The organism is Oceanisphaera psychrotolerans (assembly GCF_001870485.1).
GTDB classification, from domain to species: Bacteria; Pseudomonadota; Gammaproteobacteria; order Enterobacterales; family Aeromonadaceae; genus Oceanimonas; species Oceanimonas psychrotolerans.
Genome location: NZ_MDKE01000026.1, coordinates 1 through 15366, shown reverse-complemented (window position 1 = coordinate 15366; position 15366 = coordinate 1). Strand labels below are relative to the sequence as shown.

Annotated in this window: 18 protein-coding genes; 15 read left to right on the top strand and 3 right to left on the bottom strand. The window is 58.0% G+C overall.

Annotated features, from left to right (window positions below; all coding sequences use genetic code 11):
- Positions 1–52 precede the first annotated feature (52 nt).
- Positions 53–616: a TRAP transporter small permease gene (locus BFR47_RS10485; protein ID WP_071473025.1), complete on the top strand. Its 564-nt coding sequence runs from the start codon at positions 53–55 to the stop codon at positions 614–616.
- 10 nt (positions 617–626) lie between these two features.
- Positions 627–1919 carry a TRAP transporter large permease gene (locus tag BFR47_RS10480; RefSeq protein WP_245748884.1) on the top strand — a complete coding sequence of 431 codons (1293 nt, stop codon included), beginning with the start codon at positions 627–629 and terminating at the stop codon, positions 1917–1919.
- Positions 1920–1984: 65 nt separating this feature from the next.
- On the opposite strand, the gene BFR47_RS10475 is transcribed toward BFR47_RS10480, so the two are convergent.
- On the bottom strand, positions 1985–2419 hold the full coding sequence (locus tag BFR47_RS10475; RefSeq protein WP_071473024.1) for a PACE efflux transporter: 435 nt from the start codon (positions 2417–2419) through the stop codon (positions 1985–1987).
- Between the two features lie 91 nt (positions 2420–2510).
- On the opposite strand from BFR47_RS10475, the gene BFR47_RS10470 reads away from it, so the two are divergent.
- Positions 2511–3398 (top strand): LysR family transcriptional regulator, encoded by an 888-nt coding sequence (locus BFR47_RS10470; protein ID WP_071473023.1) that lies wholly within the window; start codon positions 2511–2513, stop codon positions 3396–3398.
- On the opposite strand, the gene ygfZ is transcribed toward BFR47_RS10470, so the two are convergent.
- Entirely contained in the window at positions 3380–4288 is a 909-nt protein-coding gene (gene ygfZ, locus BFR47_RS10465; protein ID WP_071473022.1) for a CAF17-like 4Fe-4S cluster assembly/insertion protein YgfZ, read from the bottom strand. The two genes, BFR47_RS10470 and ygfZ, sit on opposite strands and share 19 nt — an antisense overlap.
- Positions 4289–4406: 118 nt before the next feature.
- Here ygfZ and BFR47_RS10460 point away from each other — a divergent pair, with 118 nt between their 5' ends.
- Both BFR47_RS10460 and BFR47_RS10455 read left to right on the top strand, forming a co-directional pair.
- On the top strand, positions 4407–4670 hold the full coding sequence (locus BFR47_RS10460) for an FAD assembly factor SdhE (protein ID WP_071473021.1): 264 nt from the start codon (positions 4407–4409) through the stop codon (positions 4668–4670).
- Entirely contained in the window at positions 4639–5022 is a 384-nt protein-coding gene (locus tag BFR47_RS10455) for a protein YgfX (protein WP_071473020.1), read from the top strand. The genes BFR47_RS10460 and BFR47_RS10455 overlap by 32 nt, the downstream gene beginning before the upstream one ends.
- On the opposite strand, the gene nadB is transcribed toward BFR47_RS10455, so the two are convergent.
- Positions 5019–6647: an L-aspartate oxidase gene (gene nadB, locus BFR47_RS10450; protein ID WP_071473019.1), complete on the bottom strand. Its 1629-nt coding sequence runs from the start codon at positions 6645–6647 to the stop codon at positions 5019–5021. The genes BFR47_RS10455 and nadB overlap by 4 nt on opposite strands.
- Positions 6648–6829: 182 nt before the next feature.
- Here nadB and rpoE point away from each other — a divergent pair, with 182 nt between their 5' ends.
- From rpoE to pdxJ, 10 genes are all read left to right on the top strand, one after another.
- Positions 6830–7408 (top strand): RNA polymerase sigma factor RpoE, encoded by a 579-nt coding sequence (rpoE, locus tag BFR47_RS10445; protein WP_071473018.1) that lies wholly within the window; start codon positions 6830–6832, stop codon positions 7406–7408.
- Between the two features lie 16 nt (positions 7409–7424).
- A complete protein-coding gene (locus BFR47_RS10440) occupies positions 7425–7976 on the top strand; it encodes a sigma-E factor negative regulatory protein (RefSeq protein WP_071473017.1) in 552 nt (183 codons plus the stop codon).
- 12 nt (positions 7977–7988) lie between these two features.
- Positions 7989–8963, top strand: coding sequence for a MucB/RseB C-terminal domain-containing protein (locus BFR47_RS10435; RefSeq protein WP_245748883.1), 975 nt, complete (start codon positions 7989–7991; stop codon positions 8961–8963).
- Entirely contained in the window at positions 8960–9409 is a 450-nt protein-coding gene (locus BFR47_RS10430; RefSeq protein WP_071473016.1) for a SoxR reducing system RseC family protein, read from the top strand. Before BFR47_RS10435 ends, BFR47_RS10430 begins: the two co-directional genes overlap by 4 nt.
- An 80-nt stretch (positions 9410–9489) precedes the next feature.
- Positions 9490–11286: a translation elongation factor 4 gene (gene lepA, locus BFR47_RS10425; protein WP_071473015.1), complete on the top strand. Its 1797-nt coding sequence runs from the start codon at positions 9490–9492 to the stop codon at positions 11284–11286.
- 2 nt (positions 11287–11288) lie between these two features.
- Positions 11289–12203: a signal peptidase I gene (lepB, locus tag BFR47_RS10420; RefSeq protein ID WP_071473014.1), complete on the top strand. Its 915-nt coding sequence runs from the start codon at positions 11289–11291 to the stop codon at positions 12201–12203.
- Positions 12203–12871: a ribonuclease III gene (rnc, locus tag BFR47_RS10415; protein ID WP_071473013.1), complete on the top strand. Its 669-nt coding sequence runs from the start codon at positions 12203–12205 to the stop codon at positions 12869–12871. Before lepB ends, rnc begins: the two co-directional genes overlap by 1 nt.
- On the top strand, positions 12868–13773 hold the full coding sequence (gene era / locus BFR47_RS10410; protein ID WP_071473012.1) for a GTPase Era: 906 nt from the start codon (positions 12868–12870) through the stop codon (positions 13771–13773). The genes rnc and era overlap by 4 nt, the downstream gene beginning before the upstream one ends.
- A gap of 2 nt (positions 13774–13775) precedes the next feature.
- Positions 13776–14483, top strand: a complete 708-nt coding sequence (gene recO, locus BFR47_RS10405) for a DNA repair protein RecO (protein WP_071473011.1) — start codon at positions 13776–13778, stop codon at positions 14481–14483.
- Positions 14476–15213: a pyridoxine 5'-phosphate synthase gene (gene pdxJ / locus BFR47_RS10400; RefSeq protein WP_071473010.1), complete on the top strand. Its 738-nt coding sequence runs from the start codon at positions 14476–14478 to the stop codon at positions 15211–15213. Before recO ends, pdxJ begins: the two co-directional genes overlap by 8 nt.
- Positions 15214–15366: the final 153 nt, after the last annotated feature.

Sequence of the window (15366 nt, the reverse complement as noted above, 5' to 3'; positions counted from 1 at the left end):
GCCGGCCCCGGCTCGGCACCACCCTGGTGTTTCTCTCTCTTAGGAGCTGCGGATGACTCACTCGTCTCCCGGCCTGATCCGCTCAGGCTATCGTTATGGTATTGGCGTCATCAACAGGGTGGAAGGTGCCATCCTGATTGCCAGCGTGCTGTTGATGGCCACCAACAATATTGCCAATGTGATTGGTCGTGTCCTGTTCAATCAGGGCCTGTTCTTTGCGGAAGAGGTAAACAGCATTCTGATTATTCTGGTGACCTTTGCCGGTACCAGTTTTGCGGCCAGGCATGGCAGCCATATCAGAATGACGGCCATTTTTGATGCCCTGCCCAAGCGGTTTCAGAAGTTCCTGATGGTCATCATTACCTTTGTCACCTCCGCCTGTATTTTCACTATCTGTTACTTTTCGGTGCAATACATACAGTGGGTGGCTCCCCGTGGCCAGGTACTGCCTGCCTTGCAAATACCGGTGTACAGCATTTACCTGTGGGTGCCGGTCAGTCTGTTTATTACCGGGTTTGAGTACTTTGTAGCCGGGATAAAAAACCTGAGCAACAAAGCCATTTTCTTGGCCAGTGATGTCACTAGCGAAGAGTATGAATCCATGGCGGAAATTTAGGGATTTTAATATGGATATGACCTCCTTGATGCTGACGGCCATGGTGGTGTTGCTGTTGTTCGGTTTCCCGATGATGGTACCGATGATGGTCGCGACACTGATTGGCTTTTACGTGCAGTTCAACGGCTTCGGCAATTCCCAGTTCATGATCCAGCAGATGTTTGCCGGGATCCGTCCCGCTTCCCTGATTGCGGTTCCGATGTTTATCCTGGCGGCGGATATCATGACCAAGGGGCGCTCGGCGACCAGGCTGATTGACATGGTGATGGCTTATATCGGGCACTACAAGGGGGGCCTTGCGGTCAGTACCGCGGCGGCCTGCACCATGTTCGGCGCGGTATCGGGCTCTACCCAGGCCACCGTGGTGGCGGTGGGCTCCCCCTTGCATCCCAAGCTGATCCAGAATGGCTATAAGGATTCGTTCTCGTTGTCGTTGATCATCAGTGCCAGTGGCATTGCGCTGCTGATCCCGCCGAGTATCGGCATGATCATTTATGGCGGTATCGCACAGACCTCCATTTCCGAACTCTTCATTGCCGGTATCGCCCCCGGCCTGCTTATCCTGGTACTGTTTTCCATCTATTCGGTGTTTTTTGCCATCAGGAACGAGGTGCCGACGGTAGCCAAGGCGACTCTGGCCGAGCGGCTCAAGACAACCCGGGATGCCATCTGGCCGTTGGGTTTCCCCATCATAGTGATAGTCGGTATTTACGGCGGCATTTTCAGCCCGACCGAAGCCGCTTCGGTCTGTGTACTCTATGCGCTGTTGCTTGAGGTGGGGCTGTTCCGGGAACTGAAAGTGAAGGATGTACTGGACATTGCCAAGTCCACCGGCGTGATTACCGCCGTGGTCTTCATTCTGGTGGCGACAGGCAGCGCCTTTTCCTGGGTGATTTCCTTCGCCCAGATCCCTCAGGCCATCATGGCGGGACTGGGGCTGAATGAGGCGAATGAGTTCGGCCTGTTGCTGGCCATCTCCATCGCCTTCTTCGTCGGCTGCATGTTCGTCGACTCCATCGTGGTCATCCTGATCATGGTGCCCATCTTTCTGCCCGAGATTGATCGTCTGGAACTGGACAAGGTACTGGTCGGCGTCATCATCACCTTGCAGGTGGCCATCGGTGCCGTCACACCGCCCTTTGGCTGCAATATTTTTACCGCGGTGGCGGTGTTTCGGCGTCGGTACATGGATGTGGTACGTGGCTCGCTGCCCTTTGTGCTGATCCTGGTGATGGTGTCGTCGCTGTTAATCCTTTTCCCCTCGCTCGCGCTGTTCCTGCGGGATCTGGCGTTCTCTCGCTGAGCCCTTTCCGAACCTGTTCGCAATAACGGCAACCTTTGGGTTGCCGTTATTGCGAGAGCGTTTTTCTATTTCTGAACGGCCCGGGTCGGCTGGGGGATAGGGAAAACCTGGTCGTAGATCAGGTTGTAGACGAAGGCATAGATCAGATAAAAGGTGGCCATGGCGATATCCATCATGAAGGCCTCCCACAGGGTGATTCCCAGGTACCAGGCGATCATCGGCATGAACAGCAGCAGCAGACCCCCCTCGAACAGCAGGGCGTGGAACACTCGCAACGGGACTGTTTTGCGCACATCACCGCGCAGTCTCAGCATGGCGTGATCGAACAGCAGGTTGTAGACATAGTTCCACAGGGTGGCGATGATGGAACCGACCACCGCCATGACACCCATCAGGTGGAGGTCGAAGCCGAATACCCAGCTGGCCAGCGGGGCGAAGATAAGCAGACCTATCACCTCAAAACCCAGGGTGTGGCGAATTCGATCTTTGGTGGTGCGCATGAAGATTCCTTGCTGATTTTATCGTCTGAGAGGCTGATTCTATCTGCTAATATCCTGTATCAAAGTTGGAATGTATCGGATTTATAGATAGATGAGTTTCTCATTGGAGCAGTTGCAGGCCTTTGTGGCGACCGTGGAGACCGGCTCTTTTTCTGCCGCCGCCCGCCGATTGGGCAAGGTGCAGTCGGTGATCAGCACCGCCGTGTCCAACCTGGAAATCGATCTGGGCAACAGCCTGTTTTTGCGTAGCGGCCGCTATCCCCGCCTGACGCCGGCCGGGGAGCGGCTACTGGTGGAGGCGCGGGTGATACTCGAGCGCTGCGAGCACTTTCGCGGGGTCGCCAAAAGCCTGGGCGAAGGAGTGGAGAGCCGGCTGGTACTGGCGGTTGATGAACTGTATCCCCTGGAGCAGCTGGGAGCCCTGATGGACGAGTTTGCCCGCCGTTTTCCCAGTGTGGAGCTGGAGCTGCTGTTTCCGCTGATGGAGGATGTCAGCCGCATGGTGCTGGAAGAGCGGGTCGATCTGGGCATTATGTGGCGTCAGGAAATTCTGCCTTCGGCACTGAATTTTCATGCGTTGGGCTGGGTGCCGTTGAAAGTTGTCTGCGCGCCAGAGCATGATCTGGCTCGTCAGCAGGTGGGGTGGGAAGAGCTAAAGCGCTATCGGCAACTGATGGTGGCGACCCGTAACGACAGTGAAGAAAAGGTGCGGTTACGGGTGGCGGCCGATGTCTGGTGGGTTGAAAGCCACTGGGTCATTGTTGAACTGGTGCAGCGCAATCTGGGCTGGGCCTTTGTGCCCGAACATGTGGTGGCTGGCGCACTGGATAATGGTTATCTGGTCTCGCCTGCGCTGGCATTTGACGATCATGACTGGCCGGTGGCACTGGAACTTATCTGGCACAAGCAGCGGCCCCTGGGCAAGGCCGCCGCCTGGTTAAAGGAGGCGGCGATTGGTGCTCAGTCCACCAGATCGTAAGGCAGGGGTTGCAGAGTGAGGCGGCTGTCATCCTGCCCCTTGAGGCGGAATACCGCGTCGGCCTCCAGATCCTTGTTCAGCACCGCCGTCAGCAGGCAGTCGCCATCCTGCTGCCAGACACTGAGCACGGTGCCGGCCCGGCGCCAGTTATCGCCCAGTTGCAGCTCCAGATCCTGATTGGCGGCGATGCTGTCCGAGGCGGTGCCGGCCAGTATAAACATCGCTTTCTTGTTGGCGCCCCGGTATTTGGCGCGGGCCACGGTTTCCTGGCCCATGTAGCAGCCCTTGGTGAAACTGATGCCACCGATGGCCTGCAGGTTGAGCATCTGCGGAATATATTCCCCCTGATGCTCGGCCTCCATGTCGGGCAGGCCGGCATGGATCATCAGCCCCTGCCATTCCTGCTCGCTGCCGCGCGGGAGTTCGGGTACCTCGGCGTCCAGCGGCAGCAGCAGCAGTGCATGTTCGGCCGCCACCGGTATCACGATGCCACCTTGCCACAGGTTGCCGTCGCCGACATGATTATTGAGCCAGTGGGACAGACCTTCGCCGGCCAGGCCAAAGACCTGCCAGTGTGCGGTGACGTCCTCCACCTCGGTGTTGGCAAACACCGCGAATTTTTTCAGCTCCGGCAACTGGCGTGCGAGCAGTGACTGGTTGAGCACCAGCAGCAGCTGTTCGCCCAGGTTGGCCAGCCAGAACGGCGCCCACAGCTTGCCTTTGCTGTCGCAGTGGCCACCCGGTGTGGCGTCGCCGGCATTCAGCCTGTTTACGTCACAGGTGACCTGTCCCTGCAGATATTTGGTTCTGTCTGCACCGGTCAGGCCGATCACGCCCCTGTCGCCGAGGGGGTAAAGCATGGGAGAAGAAGCAAGAGTCAACACGGGCACTCCCTTTGTTAGCTATCAATCAGTTAGTGTGACCTTCATGGTAAAGATGGCCAACACATTTGTCAGTATTGATTCGACCTTATAACATGAGCTTTGTTTTATTTTTCTGGAAGCCATCATGCTCAATATTTCCGATAAACCCCGTCTGATCTGGGCCTGCCGTCGTGGCATGCTGGAACTGGACGTGATCCTGGCCCCCTTTGTCGAGCACGAATACGATGGGCTGAGTGAAGCACATAAAGTGGTATTCCGGCATCTGCTGGAGTGCGATGATCCTGACCTGTTCGCCTGGTTCATGGGGCATGAGCGTTCCAAAAATGCCGAGTTTCAGGCCATGGTGGAACATATTCTTGAGCGTAACCAGATTCGCAATCAACGCTGAGCCCTCCCGGCTGCATCGTTGTTATCTGCTGGCGGCGGCGACCTGCTTGTGGTTGCCCGCCGTACTGTTGCTGGCCGCGGATCGCCTGTTCTGGTTTGTCCCCGGCTGGCTGCTGGTGTCGATAGTGCTGTGGCGCCAGAGTGCGGCTTACCGGCCGCAGGGAGAATACAACAACGGGGTGCTCAGTCTGAACGGGCGTAGCGGCGTCCTGTCGCGATACAGCCGGGCCGGACCCGGCTTTTTGTTGCTGGTGCTGGAAGGCGATCCCTGGCCGCCGCTGTGGCTGTTTCAGGATGCGGTGCCGGATACGGTGTTCCGGCGCCTGTCGCAGCGGGTGCTGCTGGCCAGCTAGCGGGTTGCTTTCCTGACCATATAGTTGCTCGGGACCATGATGGTCGGCTTGGGGTCCGCCAGCTGCTCGGGGTAATCCAGAGTGTAATGCAGACCGCGGGATTCCTTGCGTTCCATCGCCGAGCGCACGATCAACTCCGCCACCTGTACCAGGTTGCGCAGTTCCAGCAGGTTGTTGCTGACCCGGAAGTTGGCGTAGTACTCCTGAATTTCCTGTTGCAGCAGGTCGATACGGCGCTTGGCGCGCTCCAGCCGCTTGTTGGAGCGGACGATGCCGACGTAGTCCCACATGAACAGCCGCAGCTCATGCCAGTTGTGGTGGATCACCACTTCTTCATCCGAGTTGGCGACCTGGCTTTCATCCCATAACGGCAATACCGGCGGTACCGGTGTGTCCGCCAGTTTGTCCAGTATGTCTTCGCCGGCGGCGCGGGCAAAGACAATACACTCCAGCAAGGAATTGGAGGCCATGCGGTTGGCGCCATGCAGTCCGGTATAGGACACCTCGCCGATGGCGTAGAGGCCCTCGATATCGGTGCACCCCTGCTGATCCACCATAACACCACCACAGGTATAATGGGCCGCCGGCACCACCGGCATCGGTTGCCGGGTGATGTCGATGCCGACCTTGAGACAGCGCTCATAAATGGTGGGGAAGTGCTTGAGGATGAAGTCCGCCGGCTGGTGGCTGATGTCCAGATACATGCACTCGGCGCCGAGACGCTTCATTTCATGGTCGATGGCGCGGGCCACGATGTCACGAGGGGCCAGTTCGCCTCGTTCGTCATAATCGGGCATGAAGCGGCTGCCGTCGGGACGTTTGAGCAGCGCGCCTTCGCCCCGCAGTGCCTCGCTCAGCAGAAAATTGTTGTCTGCCGGGTGGAACAGGCTGGTAGGGTGAAACTGGTTGAATTCCATGTTGGCCACCCGGCAACCGGCGCGCCATGCCATGGCAATACCGTCGCCGGAGCTGACATCCGGGTTGGAGGTATACTGATAGACCTTGGAGGCGCCACCGGTGGCCATGGCGATAAAGCGGGCTCGTACCGTTTCCACCCGTTCCTTGTTGCGGTTCCAGACATAGGCCCCCAGCACCCGGTTTCCGGGCAGCCCCAGTTTGGCGCTGGTGATCAGATCCAGGGCATTGACCCGCTCCAGAATATGGATGTTGGGATGCTGCTGTACCTGTTCGGTCAGCGTCATCTGTACCGCCCGCCCGGTCGCATCGGCGGCGTGGAAGATGCGTCGGTGACTGTGGCCGCCTTCTCGGGTCAGGTGATAAGAAGACTCACCCTGAGCAGACTCTTCGGTATCGAAGGGCACACCCTGGCCAATCAGCCATTGAATGGCGTCGGGGGCGTTGCTGGCCGTCAGTTGCACCACGGCTTCATCACAGAGCCCGGCCCCGGCGATCAGGGTGTCGGCAACGTGGGATTCAATGCTGTCGGTTTCATCGAATACGGCGGCAATGCCACCTTGGGCATAGAGCGTCGACCCTTCGGCCAGCGGGCCTTTGCTGAGCACATGAACCCTGGCGTGATCGGCCAGTTTCAGCGCGAGTGACAGGCCAGCGGCACCGCTGCCAATGATGAGTACGTCGCAGAGGTATTCAACGGGATCCTTCATAAAGTATCATGAGCCCAGAATGGATAATTTTTCTATGTTATCCCAAGCTGGGCGCAGGCGCAGCCGGAATCACATTTCTCAAATGAGTTCAGAACTTTTCTCCGCACCGGTAGTCTATTTAGGTGCGCTTGTTACGGGCCGGTGTGGCAAATACCGGATTAATCGGAGGTTACGCGGCTCGCATGAGCGATAATTCAACGGACCAGCAGCTGGTTGAACGGGTCCAGCGCGGCGATAAAAATGCGTACAGCCTGCTGGTAAAAAAATATCAACATAAAGTGGCGAACCTGGTGTCTCGGTATGTGTCTAACCCAGGAGACGTACCGGATGTGACGCAAGAGGCTTTTATCAAGGCGTACCGGGCCTTGCCCGGATTCCGGGGCGAGAGCGCCTTTTTTACCTGGCTGTACCGGATCGCGGTGAACACGGCGAAGAATTATCTGGTGGCCCAGCGCCGACGTCCTCCGGGCAGCGATGTTGAAATTGACGATGCGGAATATTACGACGGCGGCGATGGTCTGAAAGAGCTGGCGTCACCGGAACACCTGGTGTTGTCGGAAGAGATCAAGCGGGCGATATTCGAAACCATTGATGCACTTCCGGAAGATCTCAAAACGGCGATTACCTTGCGAGAGATGGAAGGGATGAGCTACGAGGAAATTGCCAACGTGATGGACTGTCCGGTCGGAACGGTTCGCTCCCGCATTTTTCGGGCGCGCGAGGCGATCGACAAGCGGGTCCAGCCGTTACTTCAGGGTTGAACGGAGAACAACTGTTATGGCTAACAAAGAGCACATCTCGGCACTGGTTGATGGAGAAATTCAGGATAGTGCCTTGCTGGAGCAGCTTGGCAACGATCGTGAGCTGTCCGACACCTTCGGCCGTTATCACTTTTACGGCGATGCCTTGCGTAATGAATTGCCACATCACCTGCAGCTTGATTTAAGCGAGCGGGTGGCGGCGGCCCTGGCCGACGAGCCTGCTATTATTGCGGCGCCGGCGCCTTCGGCACCGCGGGTGGAGAAAGCCGGGGTGGTACGACCGCTGTTTGGCCGGGTAGCCCCCATGTTGCGCCATTTGGGGCAGTTTGCGGTGGCGGCCTCGGTGTCGGCGGCGGTGATCGTCGGGGTGCAGCAATACAGTCAGAACGATCTTCAGTCTCCCGTATTGAATACGGTCCCCTTGAGTGGCGGGGCGGCCCCGGTGAGTCTGAATTATCAGTTCGAGTCGCCTGGCCGTTCGAATGAGCAGACCCTGCTGGAACAACAGCGCCGCATTCAGGAGTTGTTGGTGGATCACGAGTTGCAGCAACGACTGCACCAGAACTGAAGGTAATACGTCTTGAGAATAAACGGACTGCGTGCGGTTGCCCTGTTGTTTGCGTGGGCATGGTCCTGTGTTGCCGTGGCCGAGAATGAATCGGCCGAAGCCTTGTTGCAGCAAATGCAGCAGTCTTATCGGCAACTTAATTTCGAGTTGACGCTGGTTGAATACAGTCAGGGGCAGCTTGAGTCCAAGCGCCTGACCCGCGGCCATCTCGATGGCGAGGCGCTTACCCACCTCACTTACCTCAATGGCCGGCCACGGGAATTCGTGCAGCGGGATGGCGAAACCAGCTTTTTTGATGTGAGCCACCATGGTTATACCCTCAAAGGATCCAGCCTGCCCGGGCTTTTTTATCGTTTGCAGCGAATACCGCTGGAACCACTGCTGACCCAGTACGATGCGGTGTTTGCCGGGCGCAGCCGAGTGCTTGGGCGGGTGGCGCAGGTGGTGCGACTGGTGCCCAGGGCGGAGCATTGTTACGGCTATGTGTTGTGGCTGGATCAGGAAAGCGGCCTGCTAGTGAAGCTGGATACACTGGATCCGGAGCTTGGGGTCGTCGAGCAGAGTATGGGGGTGGCCCTGCGCATCAGCGAGGAGCCTAGCGCCCTGATTCACGAGTTGAAAGCCGCCCGCCTGCCACCGGTGATGCCGGCGGTGGAGCAGTCCCCGAATGCTCAACACGGCTTGCCCTGGCAAACAGGCTGGGTGCCCGAAGGGTTTGAACTGCGCTCTCAGGATAAGCACAAATTGCCGGTGACCGAACAACCGGTGGATTACCTGATGTTGTCCAACGGACTGGTGGATGTGTCCGTTTATGTGGCCCAGGCCGGCACCGGAGGCGAGGCGCAGCAGCAACTGGTGCGTCAGGGAGCGACCCACCTGGTCAGCCTGATCAATCCGGCCCGGGTCGAGATTACCGTGGTGGGGGCGATTCCCGCCGACACCGCTCGCCGGATAGCCGAGTCGATTACTCCCGGGATGACACCATGATTGAAGAGATCGCTACCGTCATGGCGGTGCATGAGAACGGCGTGGAGGTGGCTTGTTTCAGCAAGTCGGCCTGTGGTCAGTGCAAGCAAAACAGTACTTGCGGTACCGGTCTGGTGTCGAAGGCGTTGCCCGGGCGGGATCACCGTTTCGTGATTGCCACCGACTTGCCGCTGGCCGTGAATCAACAGGTTCGCATCGGCATTCCCGAACAGAGTCTGCTCACCAGCGCCCTGCTGGTGTATCTGCTGCCCTTACTGCTGCTGCTGGGTGGTGCCGGGTTGGCGAGCATCGGACTGGGGCTGGGCGACGGCGGCACCCTAGCGGGGGCGGCTATCGGCGGCAGCGCGGGGTTTGTGCTGGCGTCCCGCCGGGCCCGAGGCTCCGGCAGGATACAGACCGAGCCGGTGATTATCGGACCGGTGATCCCGGTGGCCAATATCGACTAAGGATTGGCCACGGTAGGGCTAATCCAGTAGAATCCCGCCTTTGACTCTCGCTTTTCAGACTACGGACTCCTTATTGCATCATGAAGCATATTCGTAACTTTTCCGTCATCGCTCATATAGACCACGGCAAGTCCACCCTGTCCGATCGCCTGATCCAGGTATGCGGCGGTTTGTCCGATCGGGAAATGCAGCAGCAGGTTCTCGATTCCATGGATCTGGAGCGGGAGCGTGGCATTACCATCAAGGCCCAGAGTGTGACCCTGAACTACCAGGCCAATGACGGCGAACAGTACCAGCTGAACTTTATCGATACCCCGGGACACGTCGACTTCTCTTACGAAGTATCCCGTTCTCTTGCCGCCTGTGAGGGCGCATTGCTGGTAGTGGATGCAGGTCAGGGCGTTGAGGCACAGACTCTGGCCAACTGTTACACGGCGCTGGACATGGACCTGGAAGTGGTGCCGGTACTGAACAAGATCGACCTGCCTCAGGCAGAGCCGGAGCGGGTGGCACAGGAGATAGAAGACATCGTCGGCATCGACGCCATCGATGCGGTACGCTGCTCGGCCAAGACCGGTCTGGGGGTGGATGCGGTGCTGGAAACCATCGTCAAGCAAATCCCGCCGCCGGTCGGCAACCCCGAAGGACCGCTGCAGGCGCTGATCATCGACTCCTGGTTCGACCCCTACCTGGGCGTGGTGTCGCTGGTGCGCATCAAGCACGGCAACCTGAAGAAAAACGACAAGATCAAGGTGATGAGCACCGGTCAGGTGTGGGGCGTGGACCGTATCGGTATTTTCACTCCCAAGCAGAAAGACACCGATGGCCTGAACTGCGGTGAAGTGGGCTGGGTCGTCTGCGGCATCAAGGAAATCCACGGCGCGCCGGTGGGGGATACCCTGACCCACGCCAAACACGGTGCCGAAAAAGCGCTGCCCGGCTTCAAGAAGGTCAAACCGCAGGTTTATGCGGGCCTGTTCCCCATTTCCAGCGATGACTATGAAGCCTTCCGTGATGCCCTGGACAAGCTGTCGCTGAACGATGCCTCGCTGTTCTATGAGCCGGAAACCTCCAACGCCCTGGGCTTTGGCTTCCGCTGTGGTTTCCTTGGCATGCTGCACATGGAAATCGTTCAGGAGCGACTGGAGCGGGAATACGATCTGGATCTGATCACCACGGCGCCGACCGTGGTGTACGAAATCGTCAAGACCGATGGTGAAACCATCCACATCGACAGTCCGTCCAACCTGCCGCCCACCAACAACATCGAGGAACTGCGCGAGCCCATCGCCGAGTGTAATATTCTGGTGCCGCAGGAATATCTGGGCAACGTGATCACCCTCTGTATCGAGAAACGGGGCGTGCAGACCAACATGGTCTATCACGGTAACCAGGTGGCGCTGAGCTATGATATTCCGATGGCGGAAGTGGTGCTCGACTTCTTCGATCGTCTCAAGTCCTGTAGCCGGGGCTATGCTTCGCTGGATTATGGCTTCAAGCGTTTTGAAACTGCCGACATGGTGCGGCTGGATATCCTGATCAACGGCGATCGGGTCGATGCGCTGGCCATTATCACCCACAAGGACAACGCCCCCTATCGTGGTCGTCAGCTGGTGGAAAAAATGCGCGAGCTGATCCCGCGGCAGATGTTCGATATCGCCATTCAGGCTGCCATCGGCAACCAGATCATCTCGCGCAGCACGGTCAAGGCCCTGCGCAAGGACGTGACCGCCAAGTGTTATGGCGGCGATGTCAGCCGGAAGAAAAAGCTGCTGGCCAAGCAGAAAGAAGGCAAGAAGCGCATGAAGTCCCTGGGGCGGGTCGATATTCCCCAGGATGCCTTCCTGGCCATCCTCCACGTGGGAAAGGATAAGTAACCATGGCAAGTACTTTTGCCCTGATCCTGGTGCTGGTGACGCTGGTCACCGGTATCATCTGGGCTTGTGATAAATGGATCTGGGCGCCACAACGGGCCCGCAAGATTGCCGAGGCCCAGCTGGCCCACGGCAACAAGGTGGATGCGACGGTACTGACCCGGGTGGCCCGGGTACCGGGCTGGATTGAACAGGCCAGATCCATCTTCCCGGTGATTGCGGTGGTACTGGTGCTGCGCTCCTTTATCTATGAACCGTTTCAGATACCGTCCGGTTCCATGATGCCGACCCTGCTGGTGGGCGACTTCATTCTGGTGGAGAAGTTTGCCTATGGTCTGAAGGAGCCGGTCGGCAATACCCGGATCATTCCGACCGGCACGCCCGAGCGGGGCGACGTGGTGGTGTTCAAGTATCCGGAAGATACCCGTATCGATTACATCAAGCGGGTGATCGGCCTGCCCGGGGATCGCATCGTTTACCAGGACAAGCAGCTGTTTATCAAGCCGGCCTGTGACGGTGACGCTTGTCCCGACTTTGCTCCGGTCGCACTTGAATACAAACAAAGTGGTGAGTTTACCCAGATGGGCATTCCGCTCGAGCATTACCGCGAGCGTCTGACCGACGAGCCCCATGACATACTGCGTAATCCGCTGTTGCCCGACCGGGTATCCATGTATTACCGTCAGCCGGACACGGCGCGGAATGAGTGGGTGGTCCCCGAGGGGCACTACTTTGCCATGGGTGACAACAGGGACAACAGCACCGACAGCCGCTTCTGGGGCTTCGTGCCCGAAGAAAACCTGGTGGGCAAGGCGGTGGCTATCTGGATTAGCTTTGAGTTTGAACGTAACGCCGACAGCTGGTTGCCCGCATGGGTGCCGAGCGATGTGCGTTTCAGCCGCATAGGCGCGATTCGTTAATGAAAAAATTGAATATTCTGCAAAAAAAACTGGGCCATACCTTCAATGATGAAGCCATGCTGGTACGCGCCCTGACGCACAGAAGCGCCGGCTCACGCCATAACGAGCGGCTGGAGTTTCTGGGTGATTCCATTCTCAGCATGGTGATTGCCGATGCCCTGTTTCACCGTTTTCCCAAGGTGAACGAAGGGGACATGTCGCGCATGCGTGCCACCCTGGTGCGGGAAAAGACCCTGGCCGAGCTGGCGCGGGAGTTTGAGCTGGGAGAGTATCTGATCCTGGGGCCGGGCGAGCTGAAAAGCGGCGGTTACCGGCGGGAGTCTATTCTGGCCGATGCGGTAGAGGCTCTGATCGGCGCCATTTATCTGGATACGGATATCGGGCGGATACAGCAGCTGTTGCTGGCGTGGTATGACGAGCGTCTGAATGATATTCAGCCGGGCATCGACCAGAAAGATCCCAAGACCCGGCTGCAGGAGTTGTTGCAGGGCAAACGCAAGCCCTTGCCAACCTACACCGTCGTGGACGTGATCGGCGAAGCCCACAATCAGAAATTTACCGTGCATTGTCAGATTGATGGTGTGCCTCAGCCGGTGGTGGGCATTGGCACCAGCCGTCGCAAGGCCGAACAGTCTGCCGCCGAACACGCCCTGGATATCATGCTATGACCGAACAAGAACAGACCTATTGCGGCTTTATTGCCATCGTCGGCCGCCCCAACGTGGGCAAGTCGACCCTGCTGAACCAACTGCTGGGGCAGAAGGTCAGTATTACCTCGCGCAAGCCGCAGACCACGCGCCATCGCATCATGGGTATCGATACAGAAGGTGCCTATCAGGCTATCTATGTGGATACTCCCGGCCTGCATATCGAGGAAAAGCGCGCCATCAACCGTTTGATGAACCGTGCCGCCTCCAGTTCGCTGGGCGACGTGGAAATGGTGGTGTTCATGGTGGAAGGTACCAAATGGACCGCCGATGACGAGATGGTGCTGAACAAGCTGCGCCGTATGGATTGTCCGGTGGTGCTGGCGATCAACAAGATCGACAACGTCGAGAGCAAGGACGAACTGCTACCCCATATGCAGTGGCTGGCACAACAGATGGACTTTGCCGACATAGTGCCGATTTCTGCGGAAAAAGGCACCAATGTGGACACCATCGCCAAGCTGGCCCGCTCACGACTGAAGCCGTCCCTGCATTACTTCCCGGAAGATTACATCACCGACCGCTCGTCCCGCTTCATGGCGGCGGAGATCATCCGCGAGAAGCTGATGCGTTTCATGGGCGAAGAGTTGCCCTATTCGGTGACGGTGGAAATCGAGCGCTACCAGGTCAACGAGCAGGGTATCGTGCACATCAACGGCCTGATCCTGGTGGAGCGCAGCGGCCAGAAGCGGATGGTGATTGGTAACAAGGGCGAAAAGCTCAAGATTATCGGTACCGAGGCGCGACTGGATCTGGAGCGACTGCTGGAGCAAAAGGTCTTTCTCGAGCTGTGGGTCAAGGTCAAGTCCGGCTGGGCCGATGACGAGCGGGCCCTGCGCAGTCTGGGGTATGGTGACGACTGATCATGGCGCATGCCGCCTTCGTCATTCATAGCCGGCCCTACCGGGAAACCAGTCAGCTGGTGGAGGTGTTTACCCGGGAGCAGGGGCGCCAGAGTCTGGTGGCCAGGGGCAGTCGCCAGCCACGTTCATCACTCAAAGGGCTGTTACAGCCCTTTGTGCCATTAAGACTGGGCTTTGCCGGCAAGGGCGAGCTGAAAAACCTGCATCATGCGGAAGCCACCGCCCCGGCGATCCGGCTGACGGGGACGGCCCTGTACAGCGGCCTGTACCTCAACGAACTGATTTACTACCTGCTGGAAACCCAGACCCCGTTCGACGAGGTGTTTGACGCCTACCATGATACGCTCAAAAAACTGGCAAATGGCGACGGTATCGAGCCCTGTCTGCGTCATTTCGAGTTTTATATGCTAAACATACTGGGTTATGGCGTCGATTTTACCCAGGATGCCCGGAGCGGCTCGGCGGTTTGTCCCGAGGGGTGGTATCAGTATCAGCCTGAATCCGGCTTTATCGCCCTGGCAAAGCATGAACCAGGTGCCTATCCGGGCGATCATCTTTATGCGCTGGCCGAGCTCGATTTGAGTCGTGCCGAGGTGCTGGTGTCTGCCAAACGTTTCAGTCGGCAGGCGTTGGGTCCCTATCTCGGCGGCCGGACCTTGCGTAGCCGAGCCCTGTTTATCAAAGGAAAGAGAGGAAGTCGCAGTGAGTGAATTGTATTTAGGCGTCAATATCGATCACATTGCTACCTTGCGTAATGCCAGGGGCACCAGTTATCCGGATCCGGTGCAGGCGGCGGCGCTGGCCGAACGGGCGGGAGCGGATGGCATTACCGTGCATCTGCGTGAGGACCGGCGTCATATCATCGATCGGGACGTGGAAATCCTGAGCCAGACCATTCAAACCCGGATGAACCTGGAAATGGCGGTCACCGATGAAATGCTGGATATCGCCTGTCGCATCAAGCCGGCTTTCGTGTGTCTGGTGCCGGAAAAGCGGGAAGAAGTCACCACCGAAGGCGGCCTGGATGTGGCCGGCCAGCTCGACAAGGTCGGCGCGGCGGTTGCCCGGCTGAGCGAGGCCGGCATCAAGGTGTCGCTGTTTATCGATGCCGATCGGGCCCAGATCGATGCGGTGGTGGCCACCGGTGCACCTTACATCGAGATCCATACCGGTCATTATGCCGATGCGCCCAATGAAGCCGAGCAACTGGCCGAGCTGAAACGTATTTCAGCCTCCGCCTCTTACGCTCACGATCTGGGCTTGAAGGTCAACGGTGGCCACGGCCTGCATTATCACAACGTCAAACCGATAGCCGCCATCCCCGAGATGCTGGAGCTGAACATCGGTCATGCCATCATCGCCCGTGCCGCCTTCGACGGTCTGGAAAAGGCCATTCGCGACATGAAACGGTTGATGCGCGAAGCCCGTCAGGGCGTCTAAGCAACCGGGATTCGGGACTGGGGAATGGGGATTTGAACGTCGCCGTCCACAGGCCCGAATCTTCTAATCTCTAATCTCTAATCTCTAATCCCTAATCTCTAATCTCTAATCTCTAATCTCTAATCTCTAATCTCTAATCTCTAATCTCTAATC